The 13,300-nt window shown below is 43.5% G+C and carries 15 protein-coding genes; 4 read left to right on the top strand and 11 right to left on the bottom strand.

What is annotated here, in order from left to right; genetic code table 11:
- Positions 1 to 4: 4 nt before the first annotated feature.
- Entirely contained in the window at positions 5 to 571 is a 567-nt protein-coding gene (locus tag GXP65_RS03335; RefSeq protein ID WP_162091993.1) for a threonine transporter RhtB, read from the bottom strand.
- Complete coding sequence (locus GXP65_RS03330; protein WP_162092056.1) at positions 571 to 1,206, bottom strand: LysE family translocator; 636 nt, start codon at positions 1,204 to 1,206, stop codon at positions 571 to 573. The genes GXP65_RS03335 and GXP65_RS03330 overlap by 1 nt, the downstream gene beginning before the upstream one ends.
- A 415-nt stretch (positions 1,207 to 1,621) precedes the next feature.
- On the opposite strand from GXP65_RS03330, the gene GXP65_RS03325 reads away from it, so the two are divergent.
- Positions 1,622 to 3,094 carry a carboxypeptidase M32 gene (locus tag GXP65_RS03325; protein ID WP_077200672.1) on the top strand — a complete coding sequence of 491 codons (1,473 nt, stop codon included), beginning with the start codon at positions 1,622 to 1,624 and terminating at the stop codon, positions 3,092 to 3,094.
- A 49-nt stretch (positions 3,095 to 3,143) separates the two neighbouring features.
- Here the strand turns inward: GXP65_RS03325 and GXP65_RS03320 are convergent, their stop codons facing one another.
- The 4 genes from GXP65_RS03320 to GXP65_RS03305 all read right to left on the bottom strand — a co-directional run bounded on the left by GXP65_RS03320 (position 3,144) and on the right by GXP65_RS03305 (position 5,753).
- A complete protein-coding gene (locus GXP65_RS03320; RefSeq protein WP_162091992.1) occupies positions 3,144 to 3,716 on the bottom strand; it encodes a hypothetical protein in 573 nt (190 codons plus the stop codon).
- Positions 3,717 to 3,773: 57 nt separating this feature from the next.
- Positions 3,774 to 4,295, bottom strand: coding sequence for an RNA 2',3'-cyclic phosphodiesterase (thpR, locus tag GXP65_RS03315; protein WP_162091991.1), 522 nt, complete (start codon positions 4,293 to 4,295; stop codon positions 3,774 to 3,776).
- A 10-nt stretch (positions 4,296 to 4,305) separates the two neighbouring features.
- Positions 4,306 to 4,704 carry a fosfomycin resistance glutathione transferase gene (gene fos / locus GXP65_RS03310; RefSeq protein ID WP_162091990.1) on the bottom strand — a complete coding sequence of 133 codons (399 nt, stop codon included), beginning with the start codon at positions 4,702 to 4,704 and terminating at the stop codon, positions 4,306 to 4,308.
- A 101-nt stretch (positions 4,705 to 4,805) separates the two neighbouring features.
- Complete coding sequence (locus tag GXP65_RS03305) at positions 4,806 to 5,753, bottom strand: LpxL/LpxP family Kdo(2)-lipid IV(A) lauroyl/palmitoleoyl acyltransferase (RefSeq protein WP_162091989.1); 948 nt, start codon at positions 5,751 to 5,753, stop codon at positions 4,806 to 4,808.
- Positions 5,754 to 6,183: 430 nt separating this feature from the next.
- On the opposite strand from GXP65_RS03305, the gene GXP65_RS03300 reads away from it, so the two are divergent.
- The gene (locus GXP65_RS03300) at positions 6,184 to 6,813 is read left to right on the top strand and encodes a LysE family translocator (RefSeq protein WP_045401778.1); all 630 of its coding nucleotides are present in this window, start codon (positions 6,184 to 6,186) and stop codon (positions 6,811 to 6,813) included.
- A 57-nt stretch (positions 6,814 to 6,870) separates the two neighbouring features.
- Here the strand turns inward: GXP65_RS03300 and GXP65_RS03295 are convergent, their stop codons facing one another.
- A complete protein-coding gene (locus tag GXP65_RS03295; RefSeq protein ID WP_162091939.1) occupies positions 6,871 to 7,008 on the bottom strand; it encodes a hypothetical protein in 138 nt (45 codons plus the stop codon).
- Between the two features lie 329 nt (positions 7,009 to 7,337).
- On the opposite strand from GXP65_RS03295, the gene GXP65_RS03290 reads away from it, so the two are divergent.
- A complete protein-coding gene (locus GXP65_RS03290; protein WP_162091988.1) occupies positions 7,338 to 8,765 on the top strand; it encodes an APC family permease in 1,428 nt (475 codons plus the stop codon).
- A gap of 70 nt (positions 8,766 to 8,835) precedes the next feature.
- On the opposite strand, the gene GXP65_RS03285 is transcribed toward GXP65_RS03290, so the two are convergent.
- The 4 genes from GXP65_RS03285 to GXP65_RS03270 form a co-directional block, all read right to left on the bottom strand.
- On the bottom strand, positions 8,836 to 9,189 hold the full coding sequence (locus GXP65_RS03285; protein WP_005433741.1) for a multidrug efflux SMR transporter: 354 nt from the start codon (positions 9,187 to 9,189) through the stop codon (positions 8,836 to 8,838).
- A 132-nt stretch (positions 9,190 to 9,321) separates the two neighbouring features.
- Complete coding sequence (locus GXP65_RS03280) at positions 9,322 to 10,002, bottom strand: hypothetical protein (RefSeq protein WP_228173888.1); 681 nt, start codon at positions 10,000 to 10,002, stop codon at positions 9,322 to 9,324.
- A 168-nt stretch (positions 10,003 to 10,170) separates the two neighbouring features.
- Complete coding sequence (locus GXP65_RS03275) at positions 10,171 to 10,668, bottom strand: GNAT family N-acetyltransferase (RefSeq protein WP_162091987.1); 498 nt, start codon at positions 10,666 to 10,668, stop codon at positions 10,171 to 10,173.
- Positions 10,668 to 11,069 carry a hypothetical protein gene (locus GXP65_RS03270; protein WP_162091986.1) on the bottom strand — a complete coding sequence of 134 codons (402 nt, stop codon included), beginning with the start codon at positions 11,067 to 11,069 and terminating at the stop codon, positions 10,668 to 10,670. Before GXP65_RS03270 ends, GXP65_RS03275 begins: the two co-directional genes overlap by 1 nt.
- A gap of 1,165 nt (positions 11,070 to 12,234) precedes the next feature.
- On the opposite strand from GXP65_RS03270, the gene metA reads away from it, so the two are divergent.
- Positions 12,235 to 13,176, top strand: coding sequence for a homoserine O-succinyltransferase (gene metA / locus GXP65_RS03265; RefSeq protein ID WP_005433939.1), 942 nt, complete (start codon positions 12,235 to 12,237; stop codon positions 13,174 to 13,176).
- Positions 13,177 to 13,300: the final 124 nt, after the last annotated feature.

Here is a 13,300-nt window from a genome sequence, read left to right as displayed (position 1 = left end):
CGGTTTAATCTCTTAGCCATTGATGCTCCTCGCCCTCACCTTGCTTATTAAAGAATGCAGAGTGTTGTTGCTTAAACTGATCGGCCTTGATTTCCGAAATCGGCCACTGGCTGAAGTCCTCTCTAATAAAATGGTCATCAATGCCAAATTCTAAACTTCTTAGCTTGTTACCTACGAAGCGATAAATGTAGCTCTCTCCCGAACCTTCACACACCATAGGGACATGAGACATAGGCTGACCGTTGACAGAGACCGAAACCCATTTACTGCTTTCTGGTTCACACAGCTCCTGGTTAACGACATCAATCTCGAACTTATTGTCTAGCGTGGTACCGACAAACACCGCCGTTGACTCTTGCAAATAAACGCGTCGTAGCAACAGCTGTTTTGTGTCCTGCGTTCGCGTGGCTTGAATGCCATTTGAAAACGGCTCAAAATAAGACCAATGCCAATCCCATCTCATTCCCTTCTCAGCGAAGTTCAGCTGAGGTACCGTCTTCCAAGCAACAACGCCAAGCATCAGAGCAATAAAGATAACTAAGGCAATGACAATTCGGATAAGAACACGCATTAGGCTGGTTTTTCTACAAGTAGTTTAATACCAAGCGCCACGAGTACAGCCCCCGTAGCCCCCTCCATCCACTTCATGAAACTTGCGTTTTTCAGCAGTGTTTTTGCTGAGTTCAATGCGCCAGCTAAGCCACATTGCCACACCATCGCAATGATGAAATGAATCGATGCCATCAGCATAGATTGCAGCAGTGGAGAGCCTTCAGGATTTACAAACTGGGGCAAAAATGCGAGATAAAATACCGCCGTTTTCGGATTTAAAACGTTAGAAAGGAAGCCTTCACGGAATGCACGTTTACCACTGTATGCTTGATGCGCTTGCTCAGAGACAGCAATACCACTGCTTGACTTCATCAATGCGCGCAAGCTGCTTAGCCCCAGCCAAATCAAGTAAGCTGCGCCTACCATTTTGACCATCTGAAACAACTCAGCAGATTGAGCCAGAACGGCAGAAATACCGATCGCTGAAAACAGTGCATGAACAAATAGACCAAAGCAAATTCCCAGACTAGTTGTACAGCCCTCCTTAAGGCCTGAACGGCTTGTATTACGAATTACCAATGCGGTGTCCAATCCCGGCGTGAGCGTCAAAATCGTAATGGCAATCAAAAATGCCTCAAAATTCAAAATATCCATATTTTTGTAATAAGTGATTAAGTATTCCACATCAATACCGTCAAAACATTTAATGCGCAAGCAACTTTTGTGATCTAAGTCGTTGAAAGTCACACTGTGTCGAGATGAGAGCTCGCTCAAACCGTGGAGAGTTTGGACAAAAGGTCTGTCATGTTAAAGCGATGAACTCAAGCACATTGAGTATCTTTGCCAACTCATCACACCGCTAAGCTCCTCTCGCTTATCTATACAAGTGCCTGAATTTGTGCACAATAGACCTGCATTATTTGTTAATAAATAGTAAATTAGACATACATCTCTATCGACATTGTCTTGATGCTGCCTTTTTCTCTGCATCGATGTCGAGAGGTACGAACGTCAAGTTCAAGGACCCCGTTTGGGGCGTTTAAGGAAAGAACATAAAAAGAGTAGTCACATGAGCGCATTTCAAAAACTCGTCGAACATTCAAAAAAAGTCTCTAACTTTGGTCACCTATCTGCAATCGTAGGGTGGGATCAAGCAGCCGTCATGCCAGCAGGCGGTGCAGAAGCCCGCTCTAACGCGATGGCTGAACTAGAGGTGCATATGCACTCTCTTATGACTCAACCTCATTTAGGTGACCTGTTTGCACAAGCAGAAGAAGAGTCATTATCAACACAAGATCAAGCCGTATTGCGTGAAATGAAACGCGATTGGCAACAAGCAAACCTACTGCCTGAATCTTTGGTGCAAGCGCAATCGCTAGCAGGTTCTAAATGTGAACACGCATGGCGCACCCAACGTGGTAACGACGATTGGGCGGGCTTCGAAAAAAACTGGGCTGAAGTGGTAAAACTTTCTCAGGAAGAAGCGCAAATTCGTGCAGAAGCGGCTGGTACATCGCCATATGATGCAATGCTAGAACTGTATGAACCGGGCACAACATCGGCATCTCTAGATGCGCTATTCGCAGATGTAAAAACGTGGCTCCCATCCATGATTGATGACGCCATTGAAAAGCAAAAAGGCAATAACATTCTGCTGCCAAACGGCCATTATCCTGCTGAGAAGCAAAAAGCGTTGGGCCTGGAAGTCATGAAGCTGCTTCAATTCGACTTTGAACACGGTCGCCTCGATGAAAGTGTCCATCCATTCTGTGGTGGCGTACCAACGGATGTCCGTATTACCACTCGCTACGATGAAAAAGAGTTCGTGCAATCTTTGATGGGCATCGTACATGAAACGGGGCACGCTCGTTACGAGCAGGGTTTGCCAAAATCGCTGGCTGGTACAATGGCTGGTCAAGCTCGTTCAATGGGCATTCATGAATCTCAATCTCTGTTCTTCGAAATGCAAGTTGGTCGTAGCCAAGCGTTTGTAGAGCACTTAGCACGTCTGGCATCTAACCACTTTGAAGGCCCAGAGTTTGCACAAGACAATTTGTCGAAGATTTATACTCACGTAGAGAAAGGCTTCATCCGTGTAGACGCTGACGAACTGACTTACCCTGCTCACGTTATCCTACGTTACGAGATTGAACGCGACCTAATGAACGGCGTGATCAAGCACACTGACGTTCCAGAGTTGTGGAACGAAAAGATGAAAGCGTACTTGGGTCTATCAACTGAAGGTAACTTCAAAAATGGTTGTATGCAGGATATCCACTGGACAGATGGTGCCTTCGGTTACTTCCCGTCATACACGTTAGGTGCGATGTATGCAGCGCAGTTTATGGCAGCGATGAAGCAAACGGTTGACGTAGACGGCGCAATTCGCTCCGGTGACCTATCACCAATCTTCACTTGGCTATCAGACAACATCTGGAGTAAAGGCAGCTTGTTCTCGACCGATGATTTGGTAACACAAGCAACAGGTGAAGTGCTAAACGCAAAACACTTTAAAACGCACTTAGAAAACCGTTACCTATAATAGTAGCGAAAGCAAAAGTAGAATGAGCAGCCCAGTGCTGCTCATTTTATTAGCTTGTTATCCTGATTCGAGTTTCTAACGTTTCCTCGTAAATATCTTCAACATGATATGGCTCTATCGGTTCATCAGACATAAGCCATGCACCTAAGATAGAATCGTCTTCCGTTTTGAGCGAGATACAAGCACCATCAACAAATACAATGTTGAAGCCAAAGTCATAAATGACAACCTCTGAAGAAGGGACAAAGACTTTATCAGTAAAGTTTTCTTTTACTGCTTTACGACTGCGTAAACTAAAGACTTCTATAAATTCTATTGCCTTAGATGCTTCGAAAAGCTTTACGCCCTCAAGTTGCCCTGCCTTAACGTCTTTTGGATTCAATTCATGAATAAATCTTGCAATGGGCAAATGAAAGTCATGCCCTTGAGGGCTGGTATACCAATCGTTGCTTAACTCAATAAAACCGGCAGGTATCTGGAAAAATAGAGGAGACAGGCTCGTCACTGTATTCGATTCAAAGCCAGCGCCTTCACTGCTCATCATCACTTTACATTCTAGTCCTATGATGGATCGCAGCGCCTGCACTGATTCACCATCCATCTGATAATTTAGAGTTTCCATTCTCTACCTCCCTAGCTCTGGCTAACACGATCAATAACGTAAATTTTATCCTAACGACTAACAAGCAACTTCTGCAATTGCTCGATAAATCAATTTACCCTCTACCGTTTTACTTTCCATTAGTGCGATAGCGTCAATCGGTAACGGCAGTGGTAAGATCTTTACATCATCCAGTGGTGCTTGCTTATCGATATGACGAGCTAATGTAATGTGCGGAACGTAGTGTCGTGACTCCGTCGCGAAGCCATCCTGTTCCAATGCTTCTATCAGTTCAGTTTGCAGATTGGTAACAGCATGATTATCTTCAATACCCAACCACGCTAGTTGTCTGCCACTTTGGTAAAACGAACCTAGATGGTCAACAGTAATCTGTTTGCAAGAAGACTTCAGATTGTGAAGAATCTTCGTTAGTTGCTCAAACTCCTCCTGTGTCGATTCACCAATAAAAGCCAAAGTAATATGGAAGTTTTCTTTGCAAGTATATCGCCCTACTATCCCATGCTGTTTTAACTTTTCTTGAATTTGCTTGAGCTTTGACTTGCTTTTTTTATCAAAGGTAAGCGCGAAAAATAATCTCATCTGCACACTCCTAAAGCCACTCTAACCCTTCATAAGGTTGATGCTTTATGCTCTCTAATCGCGAGTATAAATCGCCAGTGTGGATTTCTAACTTGTGGCCATCAGGATCAAGGATGTATAACAAATCCCCTTCACTTTTATTCTCTTTCCATTGGCGAATACCCAACTCGATAAGTGTGTTGGTAAAGTCGGTAAAATCTTGCTGTGAAACAGTAAAAGCGATGTGGGTGTAATCATGTTTTTCGTCGGGCTTGTCGACCGATAAACAAAGCCAAAGGTCACCCAATGAGAGATACGCACCGCGCTTCCACTTTACATGCCCTTTAAAACCGAGCGCTTTAATATAGAACGCTAGCGACCGTTCTAAATCACTCACCGCTATCGTAATGTGGTTCAACCCTGTCAGCATGACTCGCCCCTGGTAATTCATCATGGCTATTGTGGCAAACAACTATGCAGAATTGAATCGACAGATAAAAGAAAGCCCAGAACAATGTCTGGGCTTGGTATTTACATTGCCGGAGCAAGTCGAGGTTTATACAAACAGCATTCGCCATCCGGTCGTGTTTTAAAGCGGCGATGTAGCCACATGTATTGACTCGGACTCGCCATAATGGACTGCTCGACAATCTTATTCACGAACACGGCCGCTTGGTCTGGGTCATTTTTCGGGAACCCCTCCACTGTAGCACTGATGGTTAACTTGTATTGGCCATTGCTCTCGCGAACCATGGTAAACGGCACAATCGCACAATCCGTCGCATCCACCAGCAAACTGGTTCCCGTCGTGGTACAAGCGCGCTTTACTGCAAACAAAGGCGCAAACGTAGAACGACGAGTACCGTAATCATGGTCTGGTGCGTACCATACACGATGCCCCGTTTTGAGCGCTTCAAGCATCCCTTTAACGTTTTTACGATCGATTAAAGTTCGATTCGAACGAGAACGTCCTTTGTATTGAAAGTAATCAAAACATGGGTTGTTGTTTGGTCGGTAAACCCCAGAGCCCGATTTTTTGATACCAAACGCACGAGCGCCTAGCTCTAGGTTCATTGAGTGAACCGCTAACATTAAAACGCCCTTACCTTGTTTTTCTAGCGCTTCAATGTGTTCCATTCCTTCAATCGTTACGTGCTTACTCACACGTCTGTCTGACCAAAACCACGCCATGGCGGTCTCAAACAAGGCGATGCCCGCGTTATCGATATTGTCTTTTAAAATCGCCTCACGCTCTTGTTGGCTCATGTCTGGAAAACACAGCTCTAAATTACGTTTGATCGTGACTTTTCGTTTTTTCATTAATCGCATCGCAATACGACCAATTCCGCGTCCTAGCGCGAGTTGTACACGAAATGGGAGGAGGCTAAGAAGGTACATGATGCTAATAATGATCAATGTGCCCCAGTAGCGAGGTGCCAAAAATTCTACCTTGAATTTTGGTGCTGTGTGCTTATTCATGAATGTGTCATCAGACGAAATCGTCTTATTAATCCTTAAAAACAACGCTAAATGCGAATAGCAATTAACATTGACTGTACTTATTACAAAAACTAAAGCGCGCGGATTCTATGGCGCTTTAATACGTTACACAATAAGAACTTTCTGAGATTGCGGTGGACACTATCAAGTTGAACAAAAAGGGCGTGATATTCGTCGAATTGAAACAAATTGCTAACTATTTTGCTAAAAGAAGAGAATAGGAAGAATCAAATCATAGGGAGAAAAGTGCGCTTGGCTTCTTTTGGGTGCAGGTTTGCATCCTCGATGATATGGCCCTCCTTTTTCTTTTAACACTACTCGATGTAAACGTTTGTTTTTCTCCATTCAGAAGTGTACAGTCTCGCTAACTAATCATTGATGCCAATCCTTTGCTGTAATTGGAACCTCCATGAACTTCGACACCTTGCTGGCTTTTGGCGGAATCGTCTTCTTTTTGGCCATTATTCCCGGCCCTAACGCATTGCTCATTTTATTTACCGCACTTACGCAGAGTCGTCGCTTTGCTATTGCCAATATTTTCGGTGTGGCACTTGGCTTTCTGATCCACGCTTTTGTCTCCGCAAAAGGGTTGAGCTTGTTGCTTTCACAATCAGCGCTGGCGTTCAACATATTAAAGTGGATGGGTGTTGCATACTTAATTTGGTTGGGCATCAATAACCTAAGAAGTGGGCTTAAACTGGCAGACCAAAAGTTAAAACTCGACCGTAAAATCGAGGAACAGACTCTCAAGCAAGCCTTTGTGAAGGGACTATTGACTAACCTGCTTAATCCAAAAATCGTGTTGTTCTACCTCTCTATCTTCCCTCAGTTTGTGCAACCTGAACATATTCTCGAGCAAAGCATCATGTTGGGTGCTCTTCAGGCAAGCATCGTTGCTAGTTGGTTTTTGTTTGTGATTTTCTTTGCCACTAAGGTTAAGGCCATGCTCACTTCTTCGAAAACAAGCAAGTGGCTGAACTACGTAAGTGGGGGGTTGTTTATTTTCTTCGGCATCGGTTTAGCTAATACCCGTTTTTAAAGCCAGACTAAAGATACGAAAAACACGCCCACGAGCGTGTTTTTTATTGTCTCTGACTTAGCCAAAAACAGCGGTTAACACCAAGATCCCAACAAACAACACAGCGACTAACCCCAACAAATACGAGAGCTTGCCAGTGCCGCCCTTTGGCGCTTGATTACAACATCCCATGGTTTTCTCCACTTTCTGAATCACGCTAACTGCTCTTAATCTAGACCTTCCCCCAAGGTCAGAGTCAAACTTTGGCTAGCTTCCAATCAATATCTAGATTTCCGGTAATAAACAATTCGCTATAAACACGTTTTTAATATGCATTTTTTAAATCGATTTTGCGTTTTTTAACCAGAGCAAACGTTTAAATTGATTACGAATAAACCATTGGCATTTCGCTTCATTTTTGGGTAAATACATACCGTTTTTGGCTATATACCCACAGATTCTCACAGCCCTACAATACGCCCGTCTTACTTGTAGCACGCGGGCTCTCCATCCGAGGCTCGTGGCTCGATCATTAAAGGTATCGAATGAGCAATATCGCCAAATCCGCCGTCAAACTCAGTGTCTTTTCTGTCATCATGATTACGGTTACTTCCGTCGACAGCATAAGGAACATTCCGGGTGCCGCCTTATTTGGTAGTCACGCCATCTCTTTCTTCTTATTGGCAGGTCTTTGCTTCTTCGTTCCAACCGCATTAGTTTGTGCAGAGTTGAGCACCACTTACCCGCAACAGGGCGGTGTGTACTTATGGGGTAAAGAGACCCTTGGGCCAAACTTTGGTTTTGCGACTGTGTGGTATCAGTACGCAGAGAACATCGTCTACTACCCGCCGCTCATCTCCTTTATTGTTGCGACGGGCGCGTATCCTTTCTTTCCTGAACTGGCACAGAACAATATCTTCATGTTGATAATGATTAACGTGATTTTCTGGGCACTGACCTTAGTCAACATATTTGGTTTGCGTTTGTCCTCCCTCATTACCAACGTCTTTGGCACTTTGGGGCTTATCTTCCCTATCCTGCTGATCATCGGTTTAGGTGGTTACTGGGCTTATACCAACCCAAGCGAATCACATATTTCACTTCGTCATGCATCTGACTGGTTACCTGACTTCTCACAAGACGGTATTGGTGCGGGCTTTACTGCGGTTGTGCTTTCCCTAACTGGGCTTGAGATCACCACCTCTTACGCGAGTGAAGTCGATAATCCGCAAAAGACTTACCCAAAAGCACTGATCGCTTCCACCGTGTTGATTCTGGTATCTCTGACCGCGTGTTCGCTTTCCATCTCTTCCGTGGTATCCAGCGACCATTCAAGCTTGAGTGAAGGCGTGATACTGGCGTTCAAGGCCTTCTTTGATGATTTGAACATGTCATTCATGCTGCCAGTTATCGCTCTAGCAATTGTATTTGGTAGCTTAGCGAGCCTAAACAACTGGATTATTGCTCCGACCAAGAGCTTACATGTTGCAGCAAAAGACCACTTCATGCCTTTGACTCTATCGAAAGAGAACAAGAACCAAGCGCCGGTTCCATTGCTACTCCTGCAAGGTGCCATCGTCAGCGTGCTCTCTTTGGTATTTATCTTGGTACCAAACGTAAACCAAGGCATGTGGCTATTGAACATACTCATGACTCAGCTCTACATGGTGATGTACATCTGTATCTTCGTCAGCTTCTTGGTGTCACGTCGTAAACATGCGGATATTGAACGTCCATTTCGTGTGCCTGGCGGCAAGTTTGGCATGATGTTGGTGGCTGCTTTAGGTTTGATGAGCTGTCTGGTGACCATCTTCGTTTCATTCGATGTGCCGGCAGGTATAAGCGCTCAGACAGGTGCTTATGCATTGATTCTTGGTTTCATTGCCTTTAGTTTGCCGGCGATTGGAGCCGTGATATACCGAAACCGCAAACGTCGCCGACAAGGTCAGTTGATTGAGGTGATGGTGAATTAGTTCATCCCTCTCATCAGATAGCAAAAAGCCGCGAACGAATCGCGGCTTTTTTGTGTTTGAAGTTTCTAGGTTAGTGACCAACCGTCTTAGACAGCAAGTTCACAATCATCACACCAGTGAGGATGAAGCCAATACCAACAAGCGCAGCAAGGTCGAGCTTTTGTCCGTACAGGAAGTAACCGACAGCTGCTACAAGTACAATCCCCGCCCCACTCCAAATCGCATAAACAATACCAACAGGCATACTTTTTACTGTTACAGACAGTAGGAAGAAAGCGATACCATAACCAATGATAACCACTGTACTTGGCATCATTTTGGTAAACTGTTCTGTCTTAGGAATAGAAGAAGTCGCAATCACCTCACACACGATAGCTATAGATAAAGCAACCAGTGGAGGCATAGAAACAAGCATTTTGAACATAAGGCAATCAACGCTCAATTAACCTGAACTCGATGACATATCGAATCTCTGAGCGCCGCATTATAATCAAAATCCGCTAGTGCGCTATAAAAAGTGATGCAACTCACATTTACGCCAGCGTAATAATCGTGATTAAAGGTCAGTCTCTTCCAAGTTAATCACACAGGCAGACGTATCCGTTCGAGCTGCTAACAAGGATTCTGGATCCGCATAAACGATATTATTTAGCCCCAACTTTTGCATGTCATCAATGTGGTACATCCAAGCTGCTTTGCTCGTATCGCATCCAGCCTTTTGCAACTTCTCGCGCTTATTTAGGTGCCCAAACATGGTGATCTTTGGATTCACAGCGACCAAGGCAAAAAACGCATCTTCATGTTGTCGCCATAAGGTCAGTGACTGCTGCCATTGTTCGAGTTCTTCTTGGTCGAAGCCATCAGTGTCCCATTCATCTTTCATCGCACCGCCGAACCACAACACTTCTGAACCTTTCATCACCAAAGTACTTGGCGCAGCAGTAAGCACATAATTAGCACAAGCAGACGCACACGTGCCATTAACAATGAGATGAACTTGATTATTGTAAAGCCATCGACCAAGCTCCATGGCTGGTCGGTATTCGCCAGAATCACTGTCTATCATCAGTGCAACAACACCGTCCGGCTGAACATTAGCAAGCTCTATGGCTTCTCTAACCTTTTCTGTACTTATCTCTCCATTGAAGTAAAGTGTTCTACCTTCCATGTAAATATCATCTGACAGGCTGCACGCGACTAACCCTAAAAGCGTGATCGCGCTGAGACACTTTCTCATATCGCTCTCCATGATCTTGATTCCAAAACTCGACACTGAACTTCAAATGAGTATTGAACAAGTTGAATAAAAGCGAGACAAAAAGTGGCACATTTTTGATCAACGTCAAGATATGCACCCAGGTGCTCATAGGGTATTTAAATTGCGCTAAAAGAGAGAAACGATGATTTAAAAATCTAACTGTGATGACTGCCAAACCATAATGGTAGTTTGAATGCCGTTATGTAGAGCGTGATGTAAAGGACGAAAGCCATATTTCCAATATAAAGCTTCATTATGTTGTTCGCATTGTAGGAACAGTTTGGGAATACCAAGCTGAGAAACATGGTTTTGAGCACGGACCACTAGCGCCGCAGCATAGCCTTTACCCCGAGCTGAATCCTCTACATATACACCACCTAACCAATGTTCGTATTCTGGGAAGTCAATGTTCTCTCTGATCTTAAGTTCTGCGGTCGCGACAAGCTTGTTGTTTTCATCATGAACAACAAATGCGAGTGGAAATTCGTGTCGGCTGTTGGCCTTAAGCAAGACTTTTTCATGAACTTGAGCGGGCGTAACACCAGGGACGGTATAAGCCCACTCGTCAAAGTACCAGCGTGCAATAACGTGAGATTCCTCTGGAAAATCTGCAAGAAAGTGAATTTGGAAGGTTTGCTCTGTCACTAGTAGCCCCCATCCGCGCTATCAACAACACTAGTCTCACCTGCTACATCAGAACTGGGCTGACTAAAACGATGCTGCTGCGCAAGCTCGAAGTAGATGTGCATATCGATAGGCTCTGGAGTGTTAAGCAGCATTTTACCTACCTCTCTCTGGAAATAGCCGTAATTGCCTAACTCTTCGGTTAAGCCTAACTGCTCATAACTCGCCAAGCTCGTAAACATGCCGTAAGCGTATTGATAACGCGCCATGTCTTTCAGTTTATCGTGACCAAGTTCAGTCAACGCTTTGTCTACTTCATTCGGTAGGTAAACGTCCTTATCACCAAACTCTCTAAGTAACACGATAGGCACCTGATGTGCGATGCTCTGAATGGTCTCTTTTCTTTTAAACATGCCAAACATAATGTCCTCCACTGACGGTGATGATCCAAACAACGTACTAACAGACGTGCTGGCGAGCCGATGAGTCTCTTTATTAGTATTTGGGCTCAAAATTGATACTAACTCGATCTCATAATCGTCTTCAAACGCTACCGTATCCGTTACACAAAAATGTACTCAGAAACCTTGCCGTAATCACATCCTGCTGATTGGGTTTTCCATGCAACCGAAAAGTACCGGCTCACGCTGCCGTGTTGTTAACTGGACCTTTCACTTCGGTAACTGCTCGCTCGGGTAATTACACACATAAAAAAAGCCCAGCATAATGCTGGGCTTTTTTAGGTCCACGTCAACAAGATGATTTTTAACTGCATCAACAAGGATAGTTGGTTATATTATTTTTAATATCCTTGCCACCATCTTTAATAAACCTTACCACTAACAACTGACGAGTTAATGAATGATGCATACGGTACTTAATATAACTTTATTCTAATATTAATTATTCAATCGATTCGGCAATATACATGACTTATGAAACTCTCATAAATCTTAATTTTAATAAGGTTAATAGAATTCACTGATATGATTTAAAGATTACAGGCCCAATAAAACAACATGCTGTAATACTCTAAAGACAACATCATACAAATCCATACAAACCAAAATTAAAACAATACCTTAACCACGAACGAAGAAACGATTACCTAGGACTTCCACTTGAAAGCACAGCGAAATCACCACCCTCGTTTAATGGTGCATGAACTCTAATTTATAAAACTTATTATTTCAATAGAACTCAGTTAATTAACTCAATTAAATATGTTTTAAAAAACACGGCGCCCCATAAAAGTGAAATAAAACTGTAACAAATCTTTACAATGAAAAATATCAGATTAACTCTTGGAATATAAGTACAATTACGAAGATAAAAAATATATTTATAATTATTAAAAATCAGCGCTATTTTCATGATTTCCTAATAAAAGAGATGAAGACAATAAAATATCTATGAGTGTTATATTTTATTGACTGGCTATATGGTCAAAATATTAAAGCTTTAGATGTGCTAGCCATTTGGAAAGAAATCGAGTTCAAAGTCACATTTCGTATCGACATCCGTAGGCAATTGGGGTAGCTTTAGATGTATAGACGTCTAAAAAGTAAAGCTTAGGGAGAGAAAGCCGTGCCAATTAGAATTCCAGATCAGTTACCCGCTAGCGATGTATTAAGGACAGAGAACATCTTTGTGATGAGCGAAAGTCGAGCGGCAAGTCAGGAAATCCGTCCATTGCGAGTGCTTATTCTCAATTTGATGCCAAAGAAGATTGAGACAGAAACTCAGTTTCTGCGCCTACTTTCTAACAGCCCTCTTCAAGTGAATGTGGAGCTGCTACGAATCGATAACCGACCAAGTAAGAATACGCCAACAGAGCACCTAGATACGTTTTATCGTCAGTTTGAGATGGTGAAAGGTAAAAACTTCGATGGACTCATTATTACAGGTGCGCCATTAGGTTTGGTTCAGTTTGAAGATGTGATTTATTGGGACCACTTAAAAACCATTATGGAGTGGGCAAAACATCACGTCACTTCAACACTGTACGTGTGCTGGGCGGCACAAGCTGGGTTGAAGCTGCTGTATAACTTGCCAAAGAAAACACGTAAAGAGAAGCTATCGGGGGTCTACCATCACAAGATCCATCATCAATACCACCCTCTTTTGCGTGGCTTTGATGATACCTTCCTAGCACCACACTCACGTTACGCTGATTTTTCGCCTGAGTTTTTAGAAGAACACACTGACCTTGATATCCTCGCGACTTCTGATGTTGCTGGTACCTACCTGGCAACAACAAAAGACAAAAGGAATGTGTTTGTTACTGGTCACCCGGAATACGACTCACACACATTACACAACGAGTATATTCGTGACCTAGGTGAAGGTATGGAGCCAGCAATTCCAATCAACTATTACCCAAATAACAATCCGGATAACCCACCATGCGCAAGTTGGCGAAGTCACGGACACCTGCTGTTTTCTAACTGGCTTAACTACTGTGTTTACCAACAAACACCGTATGACCTGGATCATTTCAGCGAGGATGCGTTCACAAAAGACGACTAACTCCCTGATTTTAGAGTGTGAACTAAGCCGCCAACTGGCGGCTTTTTTACGTCAGTTTGCCAACCTGATCGCATAGTGTTTTATCCTCGTTAGGCTTTTGCATCGGAATTCATATCATGCTTGT

This window comes from Vibrio sp. LB10LO1 (assembly GCF_010092875.1).
In the GTDB taxonomy this organism is placed as follows: Bacteria; Pseudomonadota; Gammaproteobacteria; order Enterobacterales; family Vibrionaceae; genus Vibrio; species Vibrio campbellii.
Note: the sequence above shows the minus strand (reverse complement) of the source record. Positions and strands in the feature narration are given on the sequence as shown.

What these genes read in the sequence shown, in the direction of transcription:
- GXP65_RS03335 (WP_162091993.1), bottom strand. Translation starts at nt 571, where the DNA reads ATGCGTGTTCTTATCCGAATTGTCATTGCCTTAGTTATCTTTATTGCT.
- GXP65_RS03330 (WP_162092056.1), bottom strand. Translation starts at nt 1,206, where the DNA reads ATGGATATTTTGAATTTTGAGGCATTTTTGATTGCCATTACGATTTTG.
- GXP65_RS03325 (WP_077200672.1), top strand. Translation starts at nt 1,622, where the DNA reads ATGAGCGCATTTCAAAAACTCGTCGAACATTCAAAAAAAGTCTCTAAC.
- GXP65_RS03320 (WP_162091992.1), bottom strand. Translation starts at nt 3,716, where the DNA reads ATGGAAACTCTAAATTATCAGATGGATGGTGAATCAGTGCAGGCGCTG.
- thpR (WP_162091991.1), bottom strand. Translation starts at nt 4,295, where the DNA reads ATGAGATTATTTTTCGCGCTTACCTTTGATAAAAAAAGCAAGTCAAAG.
- fos (WP_162091990.1), bottom strand. Translation starts at nt 4,704, where the DNA reads ATGCTGACAGGGTTGAACCACATTACGATAGCGGTGAGTGATTTAGAA.
- GXP65_RS03305 (WP_162091989.1), bottom strand. Translation starts at nt 5,753, where the DNA reads ATGAATAAGCACACAGCACCAAAATTCAAGGTAGAATTTTTGGCACCT.
- GXP65_RS03300 (WP_045401778.1), top strand. Translation starts at nt 6,184, where the DNA reads ATGAACTTCGACACCTTGCTGGCTTTTGGCGGAATCGTCTTCTTTTTG.
- GXP65_RS03290 (WP_162091988.1), top strand. Translation starts at nt 7,338, where the DNA reads ATGAGCAATATCGCCAAATCCGCCGTCAAACTCAGTGTCTTTTCTGTC.
- GXP65_RS03285 (WP_005433741.1), bottom strand. Translation starts at nt 9,189, where the DNA reads ATGTTCAAAATGCTTGTTTCTATGCCTCCACTGGTTGCTTTATCTATA.
- GXP65_RS03280 (WP_228173888.1), bottom strand. Translation starts at nt 10,002, where the DNA reads ATGAGAAAGTGTCTCAGCGCGATCACGCTTTTAGGGTTAGTCGCGTGC.
- GXP65_RS03270 (WP_162091986.1), bottom strand. Translation starts at nt 11,069, where the DNA reads ATGTTTGGCATGTTTAAAAGAAAAGAGACCATTCAGAGCATCGCACAT.